The following is a 2,848-nucleotide window of genomic DNA, read 5'->3' on the forward strand; positions in this document are numbered from 1 at the left end:
CCACACAGATAATTGATTGCTAATTGTTAAAGAGCGTGCTTCACATCTTGTGTAAAGCGAGAACCGCTTTCGCCATTCTCAGAAGTCTTTCTCAGTCGTTTGCTGCGTTGCCGCTGCCCCGTCTGTGGATGCGCATTATAGGGAGTTTAAAATACTCTGCAAGCGCTATTTTGAAATAATAAATCGTTTGCCTAAAAAACAAACAACACTAGTTAACGCTGGCTGGATAATGTTAAAGATAAGCCGCCGGACCGCATGGTTTGCCGTTGCACTGCGGCTGCTAAATAATGTGGCTCTGCGCACACCAGACTAAAGCGTGCTGAAGCCCGGGTAATCGCGGTATACAGTAATTCCCGGTTTAGCATCCCGGTATCATGCTCTGCAATTGCCAGCACAGTGTGACGAAATTCAGAACCTTGTGATTTATGTACCGTCATAGCGAACACTGTTTCTACAGCATTCAACCGCGCCGGAATAACCCATTTAATGCCCTCGGCAACTGCAAATGCGACCCTGAGGCTGGATAAAATACTACCGTCTGGCTGACGTAACAGTTTAGGTAAACAAATCCCAATATCGCCATTCATCAACCCTAACTGATAGTCGTTGCGGGTAACCATTACCGGTCGGCCGGCAAACCACTGATGCGCTGCGTCAATGAGCCCTGCTTTAACCAAAATATTTTGAATTTTCAGGTTTAGTTGTTCGACCCCCCAATCACCTTTGCGGGTTGCCGCCAATACCTGAAAGCAACTGTAAGCATTAAGTACTTTTTTAGCCCCGTTATCTTGTTGCTCCGGTTCCAACACGTTATCCAGAGCTGCGACAACCGATAAATAATGCTGATAACCAAAGGACTCACTCAAATTGTTACCATTTAATATTAACTGCTGAAAAGACATCTCAGAGCTACTTGCAGCCTGCAGCAACAATAACTCTGATGGATGTTGCTGCCAGATAACAGGGTCAAATTGTCCCTGATTAACCATTGCTGCCAACTGACCTATACCGCTGTCCTGACCAAAACGGTGGCTATGGCGCAACATGACAATATGTTGGGATAAGATACTGCCATCAGGATTTATGAGTTTATCAGGAACAGACTGGCCGGTTTGTTCGGCTAACCAGGTTGCAGTAGCAGGCTGATAATCGCCAGCACTGGCTTGTTTGCACAGTTCAGCAAGCAGTGCCCCCGCCTCAACCGAAGACAGCTGATCTTTATCACCTAATAAAATAATCCGGGCTGCTGATGGTAAAGCCTGAAGCAGGGCGGCCATCATTTCAACATCAACCATCGATGCTTCATCAAGTACCAGTACATCCAGAGGCAACGGCTGATAGCGGTTATACCGCAAGCTTTTACTCCCGGCTTTTACACCCAGTAACCGATGGATAGTACTGACATTAGTCGGAACCGCCTGCTGGATCTGCTGATAGCCGGGGATATCAAGCAACGCGAGCCTATCGACCGCACCACTGATACTTTCTTTTAAGCGGGCAGCCGCTTTGCCGGTAGGCGCCGCCAGCCGGATCTCCAGTAAAGGTGCGCTCTGGCGAAGTTGCAACAACTGCAATAATGCCAGCAACCGCACTACTGTAGTGGTTTTTCCGGTACCCGGACCTCCGGTAATCACGGTAAAAGCACTACGACAGGCGACAGCGCAAGCCAATTGCTGCCAGTCTGGTTTTACTTGCGGTGATGACGGGGAGCCCCCCTGAAACAATTGCTCAATTAACGGGCGCAATGCTCCAGCTGGCAGTAGTTCAGCTATTGTTTCAGTTTGAGCTAAACGTTGCTTAATTTCACTGGCAATGTCGAATTCATACTGCCAATAGCGACGCAGATATAAGCGCTGAGCCACCAGCACCATTGGATTACTGCCTGCCCCATTATCTACTACTGCAGACTGAGTTAAAACGGCCTGCCACTGCGCCGGGCTAACTGACGCAAATTGCTGATGTAATGCCTGTTGCTGGCTGAGCGACAGTTCTGTACTCAGCCCGAGTGTTGCTAACGGATTTGCAGCTAATTTTGCCAGATCAAGACAAACATGGCCCTGTTTTATCTGATAGCTGCATAGCGCTGCTGCCAACCACACCAACGGCTGTGTAGGTTCATATCTGGCAATAAAGCGGGCAAATGCCAGATCAAGCGGCCGCAGCCAGCCCTGGTTTTGCCAGTGCTCCAGCATTTCATCAGCTTGCATTTAGTATCTCTCCGCGAAACAACTGATCAAGAGTATTGATTAGCTCAAGGGAGGGTTTTAACCACACCATGCCATGTTCTGGCGTTGCTATGCCCCGGATAAACCAGTGCATTGCCCCAGCGGTATCCCGTTCATAATCGTAGTCAGCAAGACGACTGCGCAGCAGCCTGTGCAATGCCAGACAATACAGTACTGCTTGCAAATCATAGCGCTTTTGCAACATGATCTGTCGCAATGCCTGTGCGTTATAGTCACTTACACACTGCCCTGCCCGGTTAGACTTGTAATCGCACACCACATAACGTTGTTGCTGGCAAAATACCAAATCAATAAACCCCTTTAACATACCGTTAAGCTGCCCCGCCAACAACGCAGGCCGGGCTTCACCAGGCCAGATATGTCGCTGCAGTAATTGATCCAGCTGCTGAATGTCAATGTGCCGGCACGGCAACCAAAACTCCAGTTCAACCTGATACACCTCAAGCTGTGCCAGACTTTGCGCTGTGTCATTTACCGGTTCTGACAGACTAAAGCGACTATGCAATAACTGCACTAACCACTGGTGCAACCCATCACAATGTGCTTGCCAGCCCCGCAGCTGACAACGTCTCGCTAATTCTGCCGCTAACAACTCAGGATGC

Annotated in this window: 2 protein-coding genes; both read right to left on the reverse strand. The window is 49.0% G+C overall.

The annotated features are described in order from the left end of the window. Window positions 1-212 precede the first annotated feature (212 nt). On the reverse strand, window positions 213-2,207 hold the full coding sequence (recD, locus tag ABY802_RS16445; RefSeq protein ID WP_372628200.1) for an exodeoxyribonuclease V subunit alpha: 1,995 nt from the start codon (window positions 2,205-2,207) through the stop codon (window positions 213-215). Next, window positions 2,197-2,848, reverse strand: a 652-nt coding sequence (locus ABY802_RS16450) for a PD-(D/E)XK nuclease family protein (protein WP_372628201.1), incomplete at its 5' end; no start/stop codon positions are given. The genes ABY802_RS16450 and recD, both read right to left, overlap by 11 nt.

This window comes from Arsukibacterium sp. (assembly GCF_041616895.1).
Taxonomy (GTDB): Bacteria; Pseudomonadota; Gammaproteobacteria; order Enterobacterales; family Alteromonadaceae; genus Alishewanella.

Bases quoted from the DNA above. Each gene is read 5' to 3' on its own strand.
- recD (WP_372628200.1), bottom strand. From the start codon at position 2,207: ATGCAAGCTGATGAAATGCTGGAGCACTGGCAAAACCAGGGCTGGCTG.